The sequence below is a fragment of the Bradyrhizobium sp. HKCCYLRH3073 genome (genome assembly GCF_051167995.1).
GTDB lineage: Bacteria > Pseudomonadota > Alphaproteobacteria > Rhizobiales > Xanthobacteraceae > Bradyrhizobium.
The window spans coordinates 782,245-803,778 of record NZ_JBNPUD010000002.1 but is presented as its reverse complement, the minus strand read 5'-3'; the positions used below and the strand labels follow the sequence as shown (position 1 = coordinate 803,778).

Genomic DNA, 21,534 nt, shown 5'->3' with positions numbered 1-21,534 from the left:
GATGATGGAAGACAGAATGGCGATCCCTGTCGCCGCCCGCAAGATGGGCCGTCTTGTCATGCCTTGGTTTCCTTGTCATCGTACTTGTTGCGCCGGCCCGCGGCGCTGGTATGAGCAGCCCTGAGATCACATCGCGCCGCGCCCGTTCATGTGGCGGAGCTCGTTCGAAGCCCGCATCGCCCGCGGGCTTCCGGAAGCGGGACGCCGTGCCCACGAAAGCCAGTGAATGACGCCTCTCCTCATCGATTTCCCCGTGTTCGATCCGGTTGCGATCGCCATCGGCCCGTTCGCGATCCGCTGGTACGCGCTGGCCTATATCTGCGGCATCGTCATCGGCTGGCTCTACGCGCGCTCGCTGCTCAAGAAAGAGCGGCTGTGGGGCGGCCCGGCGCCGGTGTCGCTGGTCCAGCTCGACGACTTCATCCTGTGGGTCACGATCGGCATCATCCTCGGCGGCCGCACCGGTTACGTGCTGTTCTACAACCTGCCGTTCTTCATCGAGCACCCGCTGGAGATCTTCCAACTGTGGAACGGCGGCATGTCGTTTCATGGCGGCTTCATGGGCTGTGTGCTCGCCGTGATCTGGTTCGCCCGCCGCAACGGCCTGCCGATCATCTCGCTCGGCGACGTCACCACCGCGGTCGCGCCCATCGGCCTGCTGCTCGGCCGCATCGCCAATTTCATCAATGGTGAGCTGTGGGGCCGTGCCGCCGATGCGAGCGTTCCCTGGGCGATGATCTTCCCGCGCGATCCGACCCACCTCCCGCGCCATCCGAGCCAGCTCTACGAGGCCGGCCTCGAAGGCATCGTGCTGTTCATCGTGCTGGCGATCATGATCCGGTTCGGCGCGCTGAAACGGCCCGGCCTGATCCTCGGCAGCTTCATCACCCTCTACGGCGTGGCGCGCATCACCAGCGAGCTGTTCCGCGAGCCCGACAAGCAATTGGGCTTTCTCTGGGGTGGCCTGACCATGGGCATGGTGCTGTCGGTGCCGATGCTGATCATCGGCGCCATCCTGGTGGCGCGGGCGCTCCGCAGGCCTGAGAGTCCTCAAGCCACATCCCCGCTGCAGGCCAATCCGTGATCGAAACCTCACCGCTCCACACCGAGATCAAGCGGCTGATCAAGGCGTCCGGCCCGATGCCGGTCTGGCGCTACATGGAGCTGTGCCTGATGCATCCGGAGCACGGCTACTACGTCTCGCGCGATCCGCTCGGACGCGAGGGCGACTTCACCACCGCCCCCGAAGTGAGCCAGATGTTCGGCGAGCTGCTCGGGCTGTGGGCGGCCTCGATCTGGAAGGCGACGGGATCGCCGCAGCAATTCCGGCTGATCGAGCTGGGACCCGGCCGCGGCACCATGATGTCGGATGCGCTGCGGGCGCTGCGCGTGCTGCCGCCGCTGTACCAGACGATCTCGGTCCACCTGGTCGAGGTCAATCCTGTCCTGCGCGAAAAGCAGAAGGCGACGCTGACCGGCCTGCGCAACATCAACTGGCACGAGAGCTTCGACGAGGTGCCGGAGGGCCCCAGCGTCATCTTCGCCAACGAGTATTTCGACGTGCTGCCGATCCACCAGATGATCAGGCGCGAAACCGGCTGGCACGAGCGCGTGGTCGAGCTCGACGAGGAGGAGAACTTCGTCTACGGCGCGGCCGCGGATCCAACGCCCGGCTTCGAGCTGCTGCTGCCGCCGCTGGTGCGCGCCGCGCCGGCCGGCGCGATCTTCGAATGGCGGCCGAACATGGAGATGATGGCCATCGCCAGGCGCATCCGCGACCAGCGCGGCGCCGCCGTCATCATCGATTACGGCCATGTGCGCAGCGACGTCGGCGACACCTTCCAGGCCATCGCCCGCCATAGCTTCGCCGATCCCCTGAAGACGCCGGGGCTTGCCGACATCACCGCCCATGTCGATTTCGACGCGCTGGCGCGGGCCGCGGAAGCCGTCGGCGCGCGCGTTCACGGCCCGGTCACGCAGGGCGAGTTCCTGCAGCGGCTCGGCATCGAAACCCGCGCGCTGACCCTGATGCAGAAGGCCTCGCCGGAAGTCTCGGAGGACATCGCGAGCGGGCTGAAGCGCCTGACCGGCGGCGGCCGCGGCGGAATGGGGTCGCTGTTCAAGGTGCTCGGCATCTCCGATCCGGCCATTCCGGTGCTGGCGGGCATCAGCGACGAGCACACCAACGAGAAGACGGGAGGCGCGTGATGCTGGTATCATCGGATGTGATGTCCGCGGTCCCTGGCCTGCGCCATGCCTTCTTCACCCGCGAGGGCGGCGTCTCCGACGGCATCTATGCCGGCCTCAATGGCGGGCTCGGATCGCATGACGTGCCGGAGAACGTCCGTGAAAACCGCCGCCGCATGGCCGCCCATCTCGGCGTCGCGCCCGACCAGTTCCTCAGCCTGCACCAGATTCATTCGCCCGACGTCGTGGTTGCGACCGGGCCCTGGGACGGCCCCGTCAGGCCGAAGGCCGATGCGCTGGTGACCGCGACGCCGAATCTCGCGATCGGCGTCACCACGGCCGATTGCGGGCCGATCCTGTTCGTCGACCCGCATAAGCGCGTCATCGGCGCGGCCCATGCCGGCTGGAAAGGTGCGCTCACCGGCGTGCTCGAAGCCACGCTGCAGGCGATGGAGGAGCTCGGCGCAGAGCGCGGCCGGATCATTGCCGCGATCGGCCCCCTGATCCGCCAGCCGAGCTACGAGGTCGGCGCCGAGTTCGTCACGCGCTTCCTCGACGACGACGCCGAGCACGCGCGCTTCTTCCTGCCGTCGACGCGCGACGGCCACGCGATGTTCGACCTGGCCGGCTTCATCCGGATGCGGCTGGAAAACGCCGGCGTGCTGCTGATCGACGATATCGGCCTCGACACCTATGTCGACGAGCGCTTCTTCAGTTACCGCCGCTCGGTCCATCGCAGCGAGCCGGACTATGGCCGGCACGTCCATGCCATCATGCTCGAAGGCTGAAGCTGGGCGCGATTGTGGCCGCATGTGGATTGCTTAACCCTTTCTGTACAACTGAATGCACTCTGTCCCAATCTGTGGCAGCCGCGACCTAGACGTTAATCGATTTTAACGATATCGCTCCCGACGATGAGGGGAGCGCCGACACCACTTCGACGGATCAGCCGCGCTGCGCAGCACGCCTGCGTTGCCGTTTTGCTAATCACGTCCGCTGCAGCGCTCGGCGGCTGCGCGACCAGCGGCGGTCCGTCCAACGCCTACGCGATGGCGCCTGCATCGGATAACGCCACGATCGCCTTCGAGCAGATCGACGGCCCGCCACCGCAAATCTTCGACCGCATGGTCAGCGTGCTCGACAGCGAGTCCAAGCTGCGCAGCCTCGCCATCGTGTCGCGCGAGGCCCCTGCAGCGTATCGTGTCCGCACCTATCTCTCCGCCCAGGTCGTCGGCGGCAAGGGCGTGATCGCCTGGGTGTTCGACGTCTACGATCGCAATCAGCAGCGCGCGCTGCGGCTGTCGGGCGAAGAGCCGGTCGGCCGCGGCGGCCGCGATCCGTGGAACAATGTCGACGACATGGTGCTTCGGAAAATCGCGCAGGCCGGCTTCAGCGGACTTTCGAACATGCTGAACGGCACCGCGCCCGTCGACGGCGCGCCCCCGGCGGCACCGGCCACCCGCGGCCCTGCGGTCGCTGTGGCCGAGCCCGCATCGCCGGCGTCCGGCGGCACCAGCGTCGCGGCCCTCGGCTACACCGACCGTTAGGCAAGGAGGCGCATTTTGCGCCGTTTTTGACCGGGAAAAACAGCCGTTTGACCGGGAAAAACACTTGCGGCGGGTTGCCATGCGCGCGGTGTCCTTGATATCACCTCGCCCGTGCAAAACTGCCGGTTCCATGGATCGCCCGATATGCTGAACAAGGTCTCCAGCGAGACGCGAGGAGAATTCACGATGTCGGCCAAGAACGGCTCCATCAAACTCGTCGCCGGCAACTCCAATCCGGCTCTCGCCGCCGGCATCGCCGCTGAGCTCGGGCTGCCGCTGACGAAGGCGGTGGTTCGGCGCTTCGCCGACATGGAGATCTTCGTCGAGATCCAGGAGAACGTCCGCGGCTCCGACGTCTTCATCATTCAATCGACGTCCTATCCGGCGAACGACCTGCTGATGGAGCTCCTGATCATCACCGATGCGCTGCGCCGCGCCTCCGCGCGCCGCATCACCGCCGTGGTGCCCTATTTCGGCTATGCGCGGCAGGATCGAAAATCTGCCTCGCGCACGCCGATCTCGGCCAAGCTCGTCGCCAACCTGATCACCCATGCCGGCGTCGACCGCGTCATGACGCTCGACCTGCATGCCTTGCAGATCCAGGGCTTTTTCGACATCCCGGCCGACAATCTCTATGCTTCGCCGCTGATGGTGCGCGACATCAAGGATCGGTTCGATCTCTCCAACCTCATGGTCGTATCGCCCGACGTCGGCGGCGTGGCGCGCGCGCGTGGCCTCGCCAAGCGCATCAACACGCCGCTCGCCATCGTCGACAAGCGCCGCGAGCGTCCCGGCGAGTCCGAGGTCATGAACGTGATCGGCGAAGTCTCCGGCCACACCTGCATCCTTGTCGATGACATCGTCGACTCCGGCGGCACCCTGGTGAACGCGGCCGATGCGCTTCTCAAGCACGGCGCCAAGGACGTCTACGCCTACATCACCCACGGCGTGCTCTCCGGTGGAGCGGCGAGCCGCATCACCTCCTCGCGCCTGAAGGAGCTCGTCATCACTGACTCCATCATGCCGACCGAAGCCGTCCGCAACGCGCCGAACATCCGCACGTTGCCGATCGCGCCGCTGATCGCCGAGGCGATCGGGCGAACCGCTGCCGAAGAGTCGGTGTCGAGCCTGTTCGACTGATATCGTCTCTCGTACGGCAAGAACGTCATCATCAAATTCCACTGTCATTCCCCGCGAAAGCGGGGAATCCAGTACGCCGCGGCGCCTCGATCAATCACAGCCATCTCCCTTTACTGGATCGCCCGGTCCCGTCTTCGCCTTCGGCTTTGACGCGGCCAAGAGCACTTTGGGCGCGCCGCAGCTTCAGCGAAGGCGGCAAGCCGGGCGATGACGCTGGTGTTTGGGCAAAGGGCCTGCCCCACACTCCCGTCATTGCGAGGAGCGCAGCGACGAAGCAATCCAGACTGCCTCCTCTGAAGGATCCTGGATTGCTTCTCTCCGCTCGCAATGACGCCTGTGGTATCTTTCATCAGGACAACATCCGACAGGACTTGCGCATAAGCCTCCGCGATCTCGCGGCGCGTGTTGCGTCCGAGCTTTGATCACAGCATCGCCCTCTTGGTGGAGGGCGCAGGGAAGGCCGGGCGCTGGCCGCGCCCGTGGCCCGCCTGCTAAAAAAATGCAGGCGGCAGGTACCACAGGTCTGGCCGAACACACCCGGCCCTCCCTGCGCGATGGCTTTACGGCTGCTTCGCAGTCTCCCCGGTGCACCGGGCTTTCTGGCCACCGTTGCCCGCGCGGCGCGTGAGCGCCGGCACAGGCGTGACACCAGCGTCGGGGTGTCAGGACCGTGCGACTTGACCGTGCGTGCCGGATCGTTCGTCGGCGCGGCATCCGCCACGCTGCGACCCGACCCGCCCATCGCATTCCGCTGCCGACGTCCGTGACGACCGCGATACGTCCCCTCCGACGCAACGGAACGGCCCGGACCATAATGCTGATTTGGCGAAACCTCCAGCGATTTATTTTTATCCGAAGGGCTGGACAGGACTTGCGGAGAGAAGCGTGATTTGGGCGACGGGCACGCGCTGGACCGAACGGACACTGACGCGGAGAGACGCGGCGGATTACGGCTTCGCCTAATCCGCCCTACGCTCAAACCCGTAGGGCGGATTAGCGCAGCGCAATCCGCCGTTGTCCAGCGCGAGAGTTTCAAGACAGCCTGATCCGGTCAACGCTCGCCGTAAGTCCCGTTCACATCGACATCGCCAGCCCAATCTGCGGAAATACTCCTTCACGCACGTCTCGGTGGAAGGACGAATGCGGCCAGTCCTCCACTCGACTTACCAGGCGAATGCTTCACCGGATTGATGTAACAATACTCCACGTGCCGTGGCATAATCTTCCTCGTCGCGAATGAGATGCTCCCAAAACCGGCGCTGCCAGATGCCGAGTTCCTCCTTGGCGGTGCGACGTGGAGTGAGGTCCTCTGTCTTCGGGAGTGCTCGCGCAAAACGGTTCTTGATCAGCCGCCAACGTGTTGAGAAGTCGGCATCGTCAGGGGGCAGGGTCCAGACCGCATGAAGATGATCCGGCATCACGACAAAGGCATCGATTTCGAACGGAAAACGGCGCCTGATAGCGGCGACGGCAGACCGCAGGACGTCGATGTGCTCGATCAGCAGAGCTTGACGTCGGTCGAGAAGGTTCACGGTGAAGAACCAGGATCCGCCCGGAACGAATGCGCGTCGATAGTTGGGCATGGAGCATGGTCCGCGTCGAGATGACCGACGTAAGCCTACTCGCTGAGGATGTATGGATTCAAGATTTGCGGCGGATTACGGCTTCGCCTAATCCGCCCTACGCTCAAAACCCGTAGGGCGGATTAGCGCAGCGTAATCCGCCGATCAGCCCAACGCCTTGCACAGCTCGTCCCGTTCGGCCAAAACATCCCCTACGACGCCAAGGACAACAACAAGAACACACACCGAGCCCCGCCCCTCCATGTTCAGCGCCATCGAACGCCCCGCGGCCCCGCCGCCCGGCCTCGGCCAGATCATCAGCGATTTCGGCCCGCTGTATGCCTCGCACGGCTTCATCGGCTGGCTGTTCGCGATTACCGGGCCGGTCGCCATCATCCTGTCGGTCGGCGCCAATGGCGGGCTGTCGCAGGCGGAGATCGCGTCGTGGATCTTCGGCGTATTCTTCATCAACGGGCTGATCACGCTCGCGCTGTCGTGGCGCTATCGCGAGCCGTTGGTGCTGTTCTGGACCATTCCGGGCACCGTCCTGGTCGGCCAGTCGCTGACGCATCTGAGCTTCCCGCAGGTGGTCGGCGCCTTCTACGGCACCGCGCTGTTGATGCTGGTGCTCGGGCTCACCGGCTGGGTCAAGCGCGCGATGCAACTGGTGCCGATGCCGATCGTGATGGGCATGGTCGCTGGCGTATTCCTGCGCTTCGGCCTCGATCTCGTCCGCGCCGTGTTCACCGACTTCGCCATCGCCGGGCCGATGGTCGTGCTCTGGCTGCTGCTGACCGCACTCCCTGCGCTGGGCCGGCGCTGCCCGCCGATCATCGGCGCGCTCGTCATCGGCACGCTCGCGGCTCTCCTGTTCGGCAAGTATGATCAGAATGCCTCGCTGCAGATCGCGCTGATCCATCCGGTGATCCCGACGCCATCCTGGTCGCTCGCGGCCATGATCGAGCTGATCGTGCCGCTCGCGGTCACCGTGCTGGTGGTGCAGAACGGCCAGGGCTTTGCGGTGCTGACCGCTGCCGGCCACAAGCCGCCGGTCAATGTGGTGACCGTCGCCTGCGGCATCGGCTCGGCGCTCGCGGCTGTCGTGGGCGGCGTGTCGACCTGCCTGACCGGACCGACCAACGCCATCGTCGTCTCCGGCGGCGAGCGCAAGCGCCACTATACCGCGGCGATGGTCGTCGGCGTGCTTGCGCTCGGCTTCGGCCTGCTGGCGCCGACCTTCACCACGCTGCTGCTGATCGCGCCGAAATCATTGATCACCGCGCTGGCGGGCCTCGCCATGCTGCGCGTGCTGCAGACCGCGTTCGTGACCGCGTTCAGGACCAACTTCTCCCTCGGCGCGCTGATCGCCTTCCTCGTCACCGTGGCCGACGTACCCCTGCTCAATATCGGCGCGGCGTTCTGGGGACTCGTGGCAGGCTTTGCAATCTCGTGGCTGCTGGAGCGGGCGGATTTCACCGCCGCATCGGGCGCATAACGGATTGCCGCGGCGCACCACGCGCTGTCGTCGCATCCCCAGCCGAACGGGCACCATGCTGTTGCAGCGTCGCTGGATCGCGCTACACTTCACGACCAAACAAAAAGTCTTCTGGGAGGATATGATGACCGCGATCACGCGCCGCAACATGCTTGCGGGTACGGCAGCAGCAGGCGCGCTTGCGCTTACCGGCCAGCCCGCCTGGTCGGAGCCACAGTGGAAGAAATATGCCGGCACCAGGCTCGAGGTGATCCTCGCCAAGGGGCCGCGCGGCGACAATCTGCAGAAGAACATCAAGGAATTCACCGCGCTGACCGGCATCGAGGTGGAATCCGAGCAGATCCCGGAGCAGCAGCAGCGGCAGAAGGTCGTGATCGAACTGTCGTCGGGCAAGCCGAGCTTCGACGTCGTCCATCTCAGCTATCACGTGCAGAAGCGGCAGTTCGAGAAGGCCGGCTGGCTCGCCGACATCACCGACATGATGAAGGATCCGAACCTCACCGCGCCGGACCTCGTGCAGAGCGATTTCTCCGCCGCCGGCCTGAGTTACGCCAGCAACGACAAGGGCCGCATGTTCTCGCTGCCGTGGTCGGTGGACTACTTCATCCTCTACTACAACAAGGAGCTGTTCGCGAAGAAGGGCGTCGAGGTGCCGAAGACGCTCGACGAGATGGTCACGGCGGCGCAGAAGCTGACGGATGCCAAGGACGGCATCTTCGGCTTCGTCGGCCGCGGCCTGCGCAACGCCAACATGACGTTGTGGACCAACTTCTTCCTCAACTATGGCGGCGAGTTCCTGGACGCCAAGGGCAACATCCTGACCGACGGCCCGGAAGCCATCGAAGCCACCAAGCTTTATCAGAAGCTGCTGACGACCTGCGCGCCTCCGGGCGTCGCCGGCTTCAACTGGATGGAGTCGATGGCCTCGTTCACGCAAGGGCGCTCGGCGATGTGGATCGACGGCGTCGGCTGGGCGCCGCCGCTGGAGGATCCCAATGCTTCGCGCGTGGTCGGCAAGGTCGGCTACACCGTGGTGCCCGCCGGACCGAAGGGACAGTACTCGGCGACCTATGGCGACGGCATCGGCATTGCGGCTGCGAGCAAGAACAAGGAAGCCGCCTGGCTGCTGTGCCAGTGGCTGGTGTCGAAGCCGCAGGGCGCCCGCCTGGTGCAGGCCGGCGGCGGCGTGCCGTTCCGCAACTCGGTGCTCAACGACCCCGGGGTGCAGGGCGGCGTGAAGATGCCGAAGGAGTGGCTGCAGTCGGCGATCGACTCCGGCAAGATCAGCAAGCTCGGCCTGCCTGTGATCATTCCCGTCGCCGAATTCCGCGATCTCGTCGGTGCGGCGCTGACCGCCACGCTGTCGGGCGCCGATCCCGCGACCGAGCTGAAGAAGGCGCACGAGCAGTTCCGCCCGATCCTGGAGCGCAGCGAGAAAGCGTGAGCACGATCGTCGAACAGGCCGGCGCGGCAGCGGACACTGCTGCGCCGGAACGTGCATTGCGACCGCCGTCCTACTGGCCGTTCGTGGTGCCGGCGCTGGTCACCGTGCTCGCGGTGATCATCTTTCCCTGGCTGTTCACGATCTGGATGAGCTTCCAGGAGTGGAAGGTCGGTTCGCCCACGACCTTCGTCGGGCTGTCGAACTATATCCGGCTGCCGGCCGACCCGCGCTTCGTCGAGTCGGTCGGGCACACGCTGTCCTACACGGCTCTCTCCGTGCTGCTGCCGCTGGTGCTCGGCACCTTCGCGGCGGTGATCTTCCATGCGCGTTTCCCCGGACGCGGGCTGTTGCGCGCGCTGTTCATCATGCCGATGATGGCGACACCGGTCGCGATCGCGCTGGTGTGGACGATGATGTTCCACCCGCAGCTCGGCATCCTGAACTATCTCTTGTCGCTCGTCGGCCTGCCGCCGCAGCTCTGGGTGTTCCATCCGGCCACCGTGATTCCGTCGCTGGTGCTGGTCGAGACCTGGCAATGGACGCCGCTGGTGATGCTGATCGTGCTCGGCGGCATCGCCTCGCTGCCGACCGAACCTTACGAGAGCGCACAGATCGACGGCGCCAGCACCTGGCAGATGTTCCGCTACATCACCCTGCCGCTGATCATGCCGTTCCTGTTCATCGCCGCGATGATCCGCGCCATCGACGCGATCAAGAGCTTCGACATCATCTTCGCAATCACGCAAGGCGGTCCGGGCTCGGCGTCGGAGACCATCAACCTCTACCTCTACAGCGTCGCCTTCGTCTATTACGACCTCGGCTATGCCTCGGCGATCGCGGTGGTGTTCTTCGCGCTGATCGTGGCGCTGACCGCACTGTTGCTGATGCTGCGCCGGCGCGCACAGTGGAATGCGCTGGGGAGCGACACATGAGCGCGCAGACCATCCTCGGCCGGCTCGCCCTTGCGCTCGGCGTCTTCCTGATCGTCTCGCCGGCGATCCTGTTCTTCCTCTGGATGATCTCGCTGTCGGTCAAGTTCGAGGTCGACAACGCCGCCTATCCGCCGGTGTTCTGGCCGGAACACTTCGCCTGGAAGAACTATGCCGACGTGCTGTCGTCCAACCGTTTCTTCACCTACTTCAGGAACAGCCTCTTGGTGACCGGCGGCGCGACGGCGCTGGCGATGCTGGTCGGCGTGCCCGCCGGCTACGGCATCGCCCGCATGGCCGCGCACAAATCGGCGATCGTGATCCTGATCGCGCGCATCACGCCGGGCCTGTCCTATCTGATCCCGCTGTTCCTCTTGTTCCAGTGGCTCGGCCTGCTCGGCACGCTGTGGCCGCAGATCATCATCCATCTCGTCGTCACCGTGCCGATCGTGATCTGGATCATGATCGGCTATTTCGAGACCACGCCGATCGAGCTCGAGGAAGCCGCACGGATCGATGGCGCGACGCGCTGGCAGGTTTTCCGCCACGTGGCATTGCCGGTGGCGAAGCCCGGCCTCGCCGTCGCCTTCATCCTCGCGGTGATCTTCTCCTGGAATAATTTCGTGTTCGGCATCGTGCTGGCAGGGCGTGAGACCCGCACCCTGCCGGTCGCGGTCTACAACATGATCTCGTTCGATCAGCTCTCCTGGGGGCCGCTCGCGGCGGCCGCGCTGATCGTGACCCTGCCGGTGCTGCTGCTGACCGTGTTCGCGCAGCGGCAGATCGTGGCCGGCCTGACGGCGGGTGCGGTCAAGGGCGGCTGACGGGTATAATGCATACCAAGCAGAACCTGCGGCGGAATGCCAAACCTGCCTTGGTCAGGCCATAGTCTGCCACTTGGTTACCTGCGTGGAACCGGGATTCGCCCCGCGCCTGCGGCGCGGCGGTGACCGCGTTGACGGTTTCATCTCGTCTCCGTGCCGGCTTCGTTCCAGCCGAATACCACTGCGCCGCACGATCGACCGGCTCCGGATCTGCGCTCCGCCCGGCCCGTCGTGCAACCCATCACCGGCTGAACGCCAGACCGACGAAAGCTGCATGACGTCCGATCGCGACGCCTCCGCGCCAGACCGATTGACTGCCCTGTTGCAGACCGAGCTGCTCGACTCGCCGCCGGAGCCGGGCTTCGATCGCGTCACCCGTTTGACCTCGCGGCTGCTGCAGGCCCCGGCGGCGATCATCGCGCTGGTGGATCGCGACCGGCAGTTCTTCAAGAGCTCGGTCGGCCTGTGCGAGCCGTGGGCGTCGCTGCGCGAGACGCCGCTCAGCCACTCCTTCTGCCAGCACGTCGTGACCTCGGCGCAGCCGCTGGTGATCAGCGACGCCAACGAGCATCCGCTGGTGAGGGACAATCTCGCGGTGCCGGTTCTCGGCGTGATCGCCTATCTCGGCGTCCCCCTGCGGCTGCCGAGCGGCGAGGTGATCGGCGCGCTCTGCGCCATCGATCACGAGCCGCGGCCGTGGAGCGACGACGACATCGCCCAGCTCACCGAGCTCAGCGAGATCGTGATGGACGAGATCGCGCTGCGCACCGAAAATGCACGGCGACGCACGGTCGAGCAGCACCATCGCGTGCTCGTCCATGAGCTCAATCACCGTGTCAAGAACACGCTGGCGCTGGTCGACAGCGTGATCGCGCTCAGCATCCGCGCCGATTCGGCGCTGGCCGAGTTCGGCGAGGTGCTGCGCGGCCGCATTGCCGCGCTGACGCGCAGCCACGCGCTGGCGCTGGATCGCGGCCGGGAGGCGATCGCGCTCGATGAGCTGGTCTGCGCCGAGCTGGCGCCGCTGCAAGGCGACCGTGTCGCGGTCGACGGCCCGGCCGTGCCGCTTGCGCCGGGCGTCGCGCTGTATCTGTCGATGGGGCTGCACGAGCTCGTCACCAACGCGGTGAAATACGGCGCGCTGTCGAACGATGCAGGACAGGTGACGCTGAGCTGGACCCATGCCGACGGACGGCTCAAGCTGTCCTGGGAGGAGAACGGCGGGCCGCAGGTCTCCCCACCTGCGAGCAACGGCTTCGGCTCGCTGCTGTTCGAGCGCATTCTCGGCGCCGCGTTGAAGGGCGAGGTCACGCGCGACTTCGCGCCGGATGGGCTCCGGGTCTCGTTCGACCTGCCGCTCGCGCCATGACCGAATTCAGCCGCGCTGGCCGCGCCGGCGCACCTGCGTGATCTCGGCCAGGATCGACATCGCGATCTCCTCCGGCGTGATGGCGCCGAGATCGAGGCCGGCGGGCGCCTTGACCTCGTCGAGCAGCGCGGCGTCGATGCCGTCCTTGATCAGCTTGTCGCGCAGGCTGTCCATCTTGCGGCGGCTGCCGACGAAGGCGTGGTAGGCCGCATCGCAGGCGAGCGCGGCGCGCAACGCAGCCTCGTCGCCCTTGCCTTGCGTCGACACGACCACGAAGCGGCTGCTCCCGGCCGGTTGGCCTAGCGCGAAGCCATCGATCAGCACATCGGCCTGCGGTGTCGTGACGAGATCGGACGCCGGCGCCGCCAGCGTCACGTGATAGCCGAGCGGCCGGGCCTGCGCGGCGAGCGCGACCGCGACCGGGCTCGCGCCGAGAATGACCAGCGCGGGATGCGGAAGCACCGGCTCGACGAAGATATCCATGGTGCCCTTGCTCGGGCACATGTTGGCGGCGAAGCGCACGCCTTCCTTGGTTTCGCCCGGCTTGACGCCGAGCTCGGCGAGCAGGTTCTCAGGCTGCACCGAGACCATGCGAGGGATGCCGTCGGCGAGCGCCTCACGCGCCGCCTTCAGCACCGCGCCGCGGGCGCAGCCGCCGCCGATCCAGCCCGCGACGATGCTGCCGTCGGGGCGGATGATCGCCTTGGCGCCGGCCTTCGCGGCCGTCACCGACACCGTGCGGACGACGGTGGCGAGCACGAAGCTTTCCTCGGCGGCCTTGAGCTGCGCGGCGAGATCGAGCAGTTCGACAGTTGCCGTCATGATTGCCTCCTGTGTCGTCGTGAGAGGCGCGGTGCAACCGCGAGGGCAGTCTGTTCCCTCCCCCCTTGTGGGGGAGGGCTAGGGAGGGGGGCGGCTGGCACCGGTGCCCGTGGTACCCCCCTCCCCAGCCCTCCCCCACAAGGGGGGAGGGAGCGCACTGCCGATGCCGTAGCAGAGTGCCTTATGGTCAGATCGATCAGGCTATTCGCCATCCTCACAACCTCGCCAGATACGGCTCCAGTGCGGCCAGCGAATTCAGCGTATGCGCGGGCGCGTAGAGATCGACGAACGGCAGCGCGGCCTTGATGCCGCGTGCGTCCGGCGCGTAGCCGTCCCAGCCGAGCATCGGATTGAGCCAGACGATGCGGCGGCAGCGGCGGCTCAACTGTGCCATCTCACGGCCGAGCAAGGCGGGATCACCGGTGTCGTAGCCGTCGGAGACGATCATCACGCAGGTCCGCGAATGGATGACGCGCGGCGCGTGCCAGCGATTGAAGGTCTGCAGGCTCTCGCCGATCCGCGTCCCGCCGCCGGCGCCCTGCGCCATCATCGAGAGACGGTCGAGCGCCCGCGCGGCGTCCTTCTCCTTCATGGCGTCGGAGACGTAGGCGAGCCTCGTGTGAAACAGGAAGGCCTCGGCCTCGCGAAAGGCGTCGAGCACGCCATGGATGAAGCGCAGGAACACCGCGGTGTAGGGGCTCATCGAGCCGGAGGCGTCCAGCAGCACCACCAGCCGCAACGGCTTGTGCTTGCGTCGCCGGTGCACCAGCGCAATCGGCACGCCGCCATGGCTGATATTGCGGTGGATGGTGCGGCGCAGGTCGAGCCGCTCGCCCGACTTCCGCTGCTGATCACGCCGGGTCAATCGCGTCCGCATCGCCTTGGCGAGCCGCGCCGCGGCCTCATGCGCCAGCGCGACCTGGTCGGGATCGGCGAGCTTGCGGAAGTCGGTATCGCTGATGGCGGCGACGCGCGAGGCGCCTTCGCGCACGCCCTCGCCGCCCGCGTCGCGCGGGGTTTCGTCAGAGGGAATCTGATCGGTCGCGCCGTGAGGCTCCGGCTGAGCGGCATTCGCATCCTGCAGACTCTTCAGGGACGGGCTGTTCGCTCTCGCCGTCGCGCCGGAGACCAGCGAGCGCGAGCGCACGCGCTTGCCGAGCCAGAACGCGTCGAACAGGCCATCGAAGCGATCCCACTCGCTCTTGCGCGCCGAGAACAGATGCTTGAACGCCGAGCGCAGCAGGCCAGGCTTCTCGGCATAGCCCGCACTCATCACTGCCGCCGCGTCCTGCCCCTCCGCCAGGCCGACCGCAAAGCCGTTGTCGCGCAACGTCTTGAGAAACGCACCGAGGCGGCCCGCGACGAGCCGCGCCACCGCATCCAAGTCCTCGTGGTCGGGTGTGGCGCCACAGCAACTCATGCGACCTTCCCCAGCAGCCGCGCCGCGACCTCGCGGGTGATGCGAGCGCGGTCCTCATGGGTCTTGAGCAGGCACATCAAGGTGTCGTGCACGACCTCCGGCTGATCCTTGAGATCGCGCACGTCGAGCCCGACCAGCGCCGCCGCCCAGTCCAGCGTCTCGGCGACGCCCGGCAACTTGCGCAGCTCCTCCTTGCGCAGGGATTCGACCATGCGCGCGATCTGCAGGGCGAGCGAGGCGGAGGCACCTTCGATCCTGGTCAGGATGATGCGCGCCTCGCGGTCGACATCGGGATAGTCGACGTAGTGGTAGAGGCAGCGCCGGCGCAGCGCATCCGATAGCTCACGGGTTCCGTTCGAGGTCAGCACCACATGCGGAATGCTGATCGCCTTGATGGTGCCGAGCTCGGGGATCGAGACCTGGAAGTCGGACAGCAGCTCCAGCAGAAACGCCTCGAACTCGTCGTCGGCGCGATCGATCTCGTCGATCAGCAGCACCGGCGGCATGGCGCGGCGGATCGCCGCCAGCAGCGGCCGCTCGAGCAGATATTTCTCGGAGAAGATCTGATCCTCGAGGGTGTCCGGCTGGCCGCGATGCGCCTCGATCGCCAGCAGCTGGCGCTGGTAGTTCCACTCGTAGAGCGCGGAGCTCTGGTCGAGGCCTTCATAGCATTGCAGACGGATCAGCTCGGTGCCGTGCACGCAGGCGAGCGCCTTGGCGACCTCGGTCTTGCCAACGCCGGCTTCCCCCTCCAGCAGCAGCGGCCGCTTCAACAGCTGCATCAGCGCGATCGCGGTCGCCAGCTCGCCATCGGCGATATAGCCGCAGGCGGCGAGAGATCGGGCGATGTCGTCGCGGGTTTTCATACCGGTTTGTTTCTCGATCTCGCCGCGAAGTCGGTGTGTTCCCTCCCCCCTTGTGGGGGAGGGTTAGGGAGGGGGGTGCCCCGCGCGAGACTGCCGCCGGAGACCCCACCCCCGACCCCTCCCCGCAAGGGGGAGGGGAGCGCACCGGCGATGCGGTTACAGCGCCGTCTCTCTCGGCGTCATTGCGAGCGGAGCGAGGCAATCCAGGGTGATGGACGGGACTCTGGATTGCTTCGTCGCTTCGCGCCTCGCAATGACGAAGGTGCTCTTGGACTTCGTCTATGCAACCGCGCCCAAATTCTTCGCGGCCTGCCAGTTGCGCCAGAAGTCGTGGGGCATCTGGATGTGCGTCGCGCCGAGGAACGAGAACGCGTCGTTCACGGCGTTGGAGAACGCCGGCACGCCGCCGACATTGGGGCTTTCGCCGACGCCCTTGGCGCCGATCGGATGATGCGGCGAGGGCGTGACCGTGAAGTCGGTCTCCCAATGCGGCGTCTCGACCGCGGTCGGCATGAAGAAGTCCATGAACGAACCGGTCACGACATTGCCCTCGGCATCGTAGCGGATCTCCTGCCCCATCGCGATGGCGAAGGCTTCGGTGAGGCCGCCATGCACCTGGCCCTCGATGATCATCGGGTTGATGCGGGTGCCGCAATCGTCCAGCGCGTAGAAGCGCCGGACCTTGTACACGCCGGTATCCACGTCGATGTCCATCACGCAGAGATAGGCGCCGAACGGATAGGTCATGTTGGGCGGATCATAGTAGCTCACCGCCTCCAGCCCCGGCTCCATGCCCGGCGGCACGGAGTTGTAGGCCGCCCAGCAGATGTCCTTCATCGACATCACCTTCTCGGGCAGGCCCTTGACCCGGAAGCCGTCGATGTCCCATTCGAGATCGTCCTCGTGGACCTCGAGCTTGTAGGCCGCGATCATCTGCGCCTTCGCCTTGATCTTGCGCGCCGCCATCGCGATCGCAGCACCCGCGACCGGCGTCGAGCGCGAGCCGTAGGTGCCCAGGCCGTAAGGCGCGGTGTCGGTGTTGCCCTCCTCGACCATGATGTTATCGGCGGGTATGCCGATCTCGCTGGCGATGATCTGTGCCCAGGTGGTCTCGTGGCCTTGGCCCTGGCTCTTGGTGCCCATCCGCGCGATGCCGGCTCCGGTCGGGTGCAGGCGGATCTCGCAGGAGTCGAACATCGCGATGCCCAGGATGTCGCAATTTTTCGACGGACCGGCGCCGACGATCTCGGTGAAGAAGGAGACGCCGATGCCCATGATCTCGCGGGTCTCGCCGCGCTTGAACGCGGCGCGCTTCTCGGCCTGCTCCTTGCGCAGCCCCGCGTAGTCCACGCTCTCCATCATCTTACGCATGGCGGTGTGATAGTCGCCGGAATCGTATTCCCAGCCGAGCGCCGAGTGATAGGGAAACTGCTCCGGCTTGACGAAATTCTTCAGCCGCAGCTCGGCCGGGTCCATGCCGAGCTTCTGCGCGAGAATGTCCATGCCGCGCTCGATGCAATAGGCCGCCTCGGTGACGCGGAACGAGCAGCGATAGGCGACGCCGCCCGGTGCCTTGTTGGTGTAGACGCCATCGACCGCGAGATGCGCGACCGGGAAGTCGTAGGAGCCGGTGACGATGTTGAAGAAGCCGGCCGGCCATTTCGACGGGTCGGCGCAGGCGTCGAAGCCACCGTGGTCGGCAAGCACATGGACGCGCAGGCCGGTGACCTTGCCGTCCTTGGTCGCCGCGATCTCCGTGGTCATGTGATAGTCGCGCGCGAACGCGGTGGCGGTCAGATTCTCGATGCGGTCCTCGACCCATTTCACCGGCTTGCCCGTCACGATGGAGGCGACGGCGGCGCAGATGTAGCCGGGATAGGCGCCGACCTTGTTGCCGAAGCCGCCGCCGATGTCGGGCGCGATGACGTGGATCTTCTGCTCGGGGAGTTTCGCGATCAGCGACACCACGGTTCGGATGACATGCGGCGCCTGGAACGTGCCCCAGATCGTCAGCTCGCCCTTGATCTTGTCGAACGAGCAGACGCACTGGCATGTCTCGAGCGGCGACGGATGGGTGCGGTGATAGGAGATCATCTCCTTGATCGTCACATCCGCCTTCTTGAACGCCGCCTCGGTCAGCTCCTTGTCACCGACGCTCCATTCGAAGATGTGATTGTGATGCTTGCGCGGGCCGTGTGCGCCAGAGGTCTTGCCGGCAAGGTCCTCGCGCAAAACGGGAGCGTCCGGGTCCATGGCCTTGAACGGATCGACCAGCACCGGCAGCGGCTCGTACTCGACGACCACCTTGGAGACGCCGTCATCGGCGGCGTAGCGGTCGGTCGCGACGACGAACGCGACCTCCTGGTTCTGGAACAGCACCTTGCCGTCGGCGAGCACCATCTGCACGTCGCCGGCCAAGGTCGGCATCCAGGCGAGGTTGACCGTCTTCAGCGTCTCGGCGGTGATGACCGCCAGCACACCCGGCACCTTCAGCGCCTCCTCGGTGTGGATCGCCTTCACCCGCGCATGCGCATGCGGCGAGCGCACGAAGTCGCCGTGCAACATGCCAGGCAGCTTGACGTCATCGACGTAGTTGCCCTTGCCTTGCGTGAAGCGAATGTCCTCGACGCGCTTGCGCCGGCAGCCCATGCCTTCGAGGGCGGCTTCGCGTTGTTCCCGCGTGGGAGTCAGGTCGTTCATTCCGCGGCCTCCTGGAATTCCGCGCCGTTGATCTTGGCGGCGGCGTATTGGATCGCCTTGACGATGTTCTGATAGCCGGTGCAGCGGCAGATGTTGCCGGAGATGCCGGCGCGGATCTCGGCTTCCGTCGGCTGCGGATTCTCCTTCAACAGCCGATGCGCGCGCAAAATCATGCCGGGGGTGCAGAAGCCGCATTGCAGTCCGTGCATCATGCGGAAGCCTTCCTGCAGCGGCGACAAGGTGCCGTCGGCATTGGCCATGCCCTCGATCGTGGTGATCTCGGCGCCATTGGCCTGCACCGCGAGCATGGTGCAGCTCTTCACGCTCATGCCGTCGATATCAACAGTGCAGGCGCCGCAATGGCTGGTCTCGCAGCCGATATGGGTGCCGGTGAGCTGCGCCTGCTCGCGCAGGAAATGGACCAGCAAGGTGCGCGGCTCGGCGAGGCCGTCGACCTCGCTGCCGTTCACCTTCATCGTGATGTGGGTTTTGGGCATTCGGTGCTCCCTGAAGACGTCTTCGAACTTTTGCTCAGCTACCAGCCGCGGTGTCAGTGCGCTCCCCTCCCCCTTGCGGGGAGGGCAACCGGCCGCATTCGCGGCCGGCTTTTTTGAAGAACGCCGAAGCAAAGCTTCGGCTGCGGGTGGGGGTCCACGGCGGCGGTCTCGCTTGGGGCTTCCCCCCTCCCCGCCCCTCCCCCACAAGGGGGGAGGGAGAGGAGAGGGCGTGCCGTGGGGCGAGGTGCATCCCGCACGCGGCGACAGTGTGCCAAACTCTGCTACTTCGCCCGGCTCGCCGCGCGCTGCAGGGCGCGCATCACCATGATGCCACCGACATGCTTGCGGTACTCGGCCGGGCCGCGCGCATCGGACGCCGGCTGCATGATCGCGCGCGCCGCCGTCGCGGCGGCCTTTAGCGCGGCATCGTCGAGCGCCGTGCCGATCACGGCGTTCGCCGCGTCGGTCGCGAGCAGCGGCGTCTCGTGCAGATTGGTGAGCGCGATCACGCAGCTCGCCACCTTGCCGCCGGCCATGGTCAACACGACGGCCGCCGCGGCGGTCGCGTAGTCGCCGACCTTGCGCTTCAGCTTATCATAGGCATAGCCGTGGCCCGCGGGTGGAACGGGAATGCTCACACCAGTCAGGATCTCGCCCGGCTCCAGCGCGGTGAAATAGGCCCCCTGGTAGAACTCCCGCGCCGCGACCTCGCGGGCGCCGTTCGGCCCCTCCAGACGGTAGCTTGCATCCAGCGCCAGCATCAGCGCCGGCATGTCGTTGCCGGGATCGCCATTGGCGACATTGCCGCCGAGCGTACCGCGGTAGCGCACCTGCGGATCGGCGATCAACAGCGCGGTCTCGTGCAGGATCGGCAGGCTGGCTCCGATCTCAGTCGAGGCCAGCAGCTCGGCCTGCGTGGTCATCGCGCCGATGACGATGCGGTCGCCCTCGCGGCGGATGCCCTTGAGGCCGGCGATGCCGTGCAGATCGATCAGATGCGCTGGCGTCGCCAGCCGCAGCTTCATCATTGGCAGCAGGCTGTGGCCGCCCGCGAGGGGGCGCGCATCGTCGCCGAGGTCGGCGAGCAGCTTGATCGCATCGCCGACGCTCGCCGGCCGGTGATAGTCGAACGGGCCAGGAATCATGACGTGTCCTCTCCTGTGCTGGCCTGCCTTGCCGGCAAGGCCGTCGCGTTGTTGCGGCGGGCGTTCGTGCTGCGAGAGCGAAGTGCGAACGCGGACGCATCGCGGATTGGCGCGGAGCGTCGATCGTGACAGCCGGCCGCGCAACGAAGCCGGCACGGAGAGCGGCGAAATCGCACGAAATGCGGCTGGCCGCGCACGAATTGCGTCAGCGAGCGCGACCCAATCGCGCGAGTGACGGCATGCGCGGCCGCGCGAGACGCGCGCCCGGTGTTGGATGCGTTGCGAAGAATGGCGGCGCTCTGTTGCGGCCGCGAAATGAACGCTGAGCTCAGGCCGGCCGCCGCAGCCCGAGCCGCGCCTTGACCTCGGCGACCTTGGCGCGGCTCACCGGCACGCGCGGCTTCGAGGGGCCATCGAGCTCGATGATCGCGCCCTCGCCTTCCCGGCCGACATAGATCACATGCTCGATCGCGACGATGTGGCTGCGGTGCACGCGGATGAAGCGGCCGGGATCGAGCTGCGCCTCAGCCTCGGAGATCGACCAGGGGCACATCCGCTCGCGGGTGCCGTCGTGGATCCGGGTGTAGTGCGCATCGGCGCGCACGCTGCGCACGTCCCCGGCATCGATGAAATGGGTGCCGTTGGCGCCCTCCAGCGGCAATCGCGCCGCGGTCGCGCGCGGCGGCTGGCCGATGCCCCCCAGCGGCGCGGCCGTTGCCCGGCTCATGGCGGCGACCTCGACCACCGACTCGGCCGCCGGCGCGGCCGGTTCCGGCGCCAATTGCGGCGCAGCCTCGGCAACGGCCGGCATCGGCTGCGATTGACGGCGCGGGTCCGGCACCAGCGACAGCAAAAATCCGGCGGCGATGACGAAGCACAGCACGGCGACGACGATCGCGAGCGCTTGCGGCGACGCAGCAAGTCCTGGTGCGGCGTGATGATGTCCCTCGCCCATCGGCACGACATGCATTCCCAACATCGCCGTGTAATGCATGCCGGACACGGCGATGCCGAACGCAACCGCACTGATGGCGAGCCGCAGGCCGTCCTGCCGCGCCAGGAAGATGCGCAGGCCGCCATAGGCGGCGCCGATCGCAATCGCCACCGACAGCGCCACCAGCGCCGGATCATGCGTCAGCCCGAACGAGCCGGACAGGCCGTGCATGCCGACATAATGCATGCTGGCGATGCCGGCGCCGAGCAGCAGCGCGGAAGGAACGACGCGCCGGGGCGAGGGATCGCCGATGCTGACGAAGAACAGCGAGATGCCGATCACGAGCGCGCAGATCAGGAACGAGATGATGGTCGGCAGCACCAGATAGACGGCATCGGCCGGCAGCGGCGCCGCCATCATGCCCACGAAATGCATGGTCCAGATGCCCACGGCCAGAATGCCGGCGGCGCCGGACAGCAGCACGCGCGCGTTCTCTCCCGGCCCGCTGCGAATGCGCGCGGTGAGACTGAAACCGGTATAGCCACCCAGGCTCGCGATCACGACCGAGAGCGCGACGAGATAAGGATCGTATCCTTCGATCATCCTTGCCGGCCGCCCGTCGCCACGGGCCAGCCTCCTCCCGCGGATGTTTT

At 66.4% G+C, this 21,534-nt stretch carries 17 protein-coding genes and 1 pseudogene; 10 read left to right on the top strand and 8 right to left on the bottom strand.

Annotation, left to right across the window (positions count from 1 at the left end; genetic code table 11):
• Positions 1-226 precede the first annotated feature (226 nt).
• From lgt to ACQR1X_RS07520, 5 genes are all read left to right on the top strand, one after another.
• A complete protein-coding gene (lgt, locus tag ACQR1X_RS07540) occupies positions 227-1,084 on the top strand; it encodes a prolipoprotein diacylglyceryl transferase (RefSeq protein ID WP_434898595.1) in 858 nt (285 codons plus the stop codon).
• On the top strand, positions 1,081-2,208 hold the full coding sequence (locus ACQR1X_RS07535) for a class I SAM-dependent methyltransferase (protein ID WP_434840239.1): 1,128 nt from the start codon (positions 1,081-1,083) through the stop codon (positions 2,206-2,208). The genes lgt and ACQR1X_RS07535 overlap by 4 nt, the downstream gene beginning before the upstream one ends.
• Positions 2,209-2,228: 20 nt before the next feature.
• Positions 2,229-2,975 carry a peptidoglycan editing factor PgeF gene (pgeF, locus tag ACQR1X_RS07530; protein WP_410053148.1) on the top strand — a complete coding sequence of 249 codons (747 nt, stop codon included), beginning with the start codon at positions 2,229-2,231 and terminating at the stop codon, positions 2,973-2,975.
• A 126-nt stretch (positions 2,976-3,101) separates the two neighbouring features.
• Positions 3,102-3,734 (top strand): hypothetical protein, encoded by a 633-nt coding sequence (locus tag ACQR1X_RS07525; RefSeq protein WP_434898594.1) that lies wholly within the window; start codon positions 3,102-3,104, stop codon positions 3,732-3,734.
• 186 nt (positions 3,735-3,920) lie between these two features.
• Positions 3,921-4,874 (top strand): ribose-phosphate pyrophosphokinase, encoded by a 954-nt coding sequence (locus ACQR1X_RS07520; protein ID WP_315803270.1) that lies wholly within the window; start codon positions 3,921-3,923, stop codon positions 4,872-4,874.
• A 1,051-nt stretch (positions 4,875-5,925) separates the two neighbouring features.
• Here ACQR1X_RS07520 and ACQR1X_RS07515 read toward each other — a convergent pair.
• A pseudogene (locus ACQR1X_RS07515) lies at positions 5,926-6,457 on the bottom strand (REP-associated tyrosine transposase).
• A gap of 241 nt (positions 6,458-6,698) precedes the next feature.
• Between ACQR1X_RS07515 and ACQR1X_RS07510 the strand changes: the two are divergent.
• The 5 genes from ACQR1X_RS07510 to ACQR1X_RS07490 all read left to right on the top strand — a co-directional run bounded on the left by ACQR1X_RS07510 (position 6,699) and on the right by ACQR1X_RS07490 (position 12,497).
• Complete coding sequence (locus ACQR1X_RS07510) at positions 6,699-7,931, top strand: benzoate/H(+) symporter BenE family transporter (RefSeq protein ID WP_316217515.1); 1,233 nt, start codon at positions 6,699-6,701, stop codon at positions 7,929-7,931.
• Positions 7,932-8,055: 124 nt separating this feature from the next.
• On the top strand, positions 8,056-9,375 hold the full coding sequence (locus tag ACQR1X_RS07505; protein ID WP_316177548.1) for an ABC transporter substrate-binding protein: 1,320 nt from the start codon (positions 8,056-8,058) through the stop codon (positions 9,373-9,375).
• Positions 9,372-10,307 (top strand): carbohydrate ABC transporter permease, encoded by a 936-nt coding sequence (locus ACQR1X_RS07500; RefSeq protein WP_316177547.1) that lies wholly within the window; start codon positions 9,372-9,374, stop codon positions 10,305-10,307. Before ACQR1X_RS07505 ends, ACQR1X_RS07500 begins: the two co-directional genes overlap by 4 nt.
• Complete coding sequence (locus tag ACQR1X_RS07495; protein ID WP_315803265.1) at positions 10,304-11,128, top strand: carbohydrate ABC transporter permease; 825 nt, start codon at positions 10,304-10,306, stop codon at positions 11,126-11,128. The genes ACQR1X_RS07500 and ACQR1X_RS07495 overlap by 4 nt, the downstream gene beginning before the upstream one ends.
• 274 nt (positions 11,129-11,402) lie before the next feature.
• Positions 11,403-12,497 (top strand): HWE histidine kinase domain-containing protein, encoded by a 1,095-nt coding sequence (locus ACQR1X_RS07490; RefSeq protein ID WP_316177544.1) that lies wholly within the window; start codon positions 11,403-11,405, stop codon positions 12,495-12,497.
• A gap of 6 nt (positions 12,498-12,503) precedes the next feature.
• Here the strand turns inward: ACQR1X_RS07490 and ACQR1X_RS07485 are convergent, their stop codons facing one another.
• The 7 genes from ACQR1X_RS07485 to ACQR1X_RS07455 form a co-directional block, all read right to left on the bottom strand.
• A complete protein-coding gene (locus ACQR1X_RS07485) occupies positions 12,504-13,319 on the bottom strand; it encodes an XdhC family protein (RefSeq protein ID WP_315803263.1) in 816 nt (271 codons plus the stop codon).
• A gap of 214 nt (positions 13,320-13,533) precedes the next feature.
• Positions 13,534-14,739, bottom strand: a complete 1,206-nt coding sequence (locus ACQR1X_RS07480; protein ID WP_434898593.1) for a vWA domain-containing protein — start codon at positions 14,737-14,739, stop codon at positions 13,534-13,536.
• Positions 14,736-15,605, bottom strand: a complete 870-nt coding sequence (locus ACQR1X_RS07475) for an AAA family ATPase (RefSeq protein WP_434898592.1) — start codon at positions 15,603-15,605, stop codon at positions 14,736-14,738. The genes ACQR1X_RS07480 and ACQR1X_RS07475 overlap by 4 nt, the downstream gene beginning before the upstream one ends.
• A 279-nt stretch (positions 15,606-15,884) precedes the next feature.
• On the bottom strand, positions 15,885-18,305 hold the full coding sequence (locus ACQR1X_RS07470) for an aerobic carbon-monoxide dehydrogenase large subunit (RefSeq protein ID WP_434898591.1): 2,421 nt from the start codon (positions 18,303-18,305) through the stop codon (positions 15,885-15,887).
• A complete protein-coding gene (locus ACQR1X_RS07465; protein ID WP_434898590.1) occupies positions 18,302-18,802 on the bottom strand; it encodes a (2Fe-2S)-binding protein in 501 nt (166 codons plus the stop codon). The genes ACQR1X_RS07470 and ACQR1X_RS07465 overlap by 4 nt, the downstream gene beginning before the upstream one ends.
• A 281-nt stretch (positions 18,803-19,083) precedes the next feature.
• Positions 19,084-19,947 (bottom strand): FAD binding domain-containing protein, encoded by an 864-nt coding sequence (locus tag ACQR1X_RS07460; RefSeq protein ID WP_434898589.1) that lies wholly within the window; start codon positions 19,945-19,947, stop codon positions 19,084-19,086.
• A 328-nt stretch (positions 19,948-20,275) separates the two neighbouring features.
• Complete coding sequence (locus tag ACQR1X_RS07455; RefSeq protein ID WP_316177536.1) at positions 20,276-21,484, bottom strand: MHYT domain-containing protein; 1,209 nt, start codon at positions 21,482-21,484, stop codon at positions 20,276-20,278.
• Positions 21,485-21,534 lie beyond the last annotated feature (50 nt).